This is a genomic window from Shewanella sp. SG41-3 (assembly GCF_014164545.1).
Classification (GTDB): domain Bacteria; phylum Pseudomonadota; class Gammaproteobacteria; order Enterobacterales; family Shewanellaceae; genus Shewanella; species Shewanella vesiculosa.
Map to the genome: position 1 here is coordinate 1 of NZ_JACJFJ010000039.1, position 298 is coordinate 298.

Genomic DNA, 298 nt, shown 5'->3' on the forward strand with positions numbered 1-298 from the left:
CTGTGGCACCACCTGATCCCATTCCGAACTCAGAAGTGAAACACAGTATCGCCGATGGTAGTGTGGGGTCTCCCCATGCGAGAGTAGGTCATTTCCAGGCGCCTAATTTCTCTTTTACGAAAGAGAAGTCTCCTGATAGTGACATATCAGTGACTTAAAAAGATTTAGCATAGTGCGTAAGCAATTTGCTAAAGGAGCGGTAGTTCAGTTGGTTAGAATACCGGCCTGTCACGCCGGGGGTCGCGGGTTCGAGTCCCGTCCGCTCCGCCAACTTAAGATGAAAGCCCTAGCAGAAATG

At 50.0% G+C, this 298-nt stretch carries 1 tRNA gene and 1 rRNA gene; both read left to right on the plus strand.

What is annotated here, in order from left to right:
- Nucleotides 1–100, plus strand: a 5S ribosomal RNA gene (rrf, locus tag H5164_RS19870); the annotation flags it as partial.
- 93 nt (nucleotides 101–193) lie between these two features.
- Nucleotides 194–270, plus strand: a tRNA-Asp gene (locus H5164_RS19875).
- Nucleotides 271–298 lie beyond the last annotated feature (28 nt).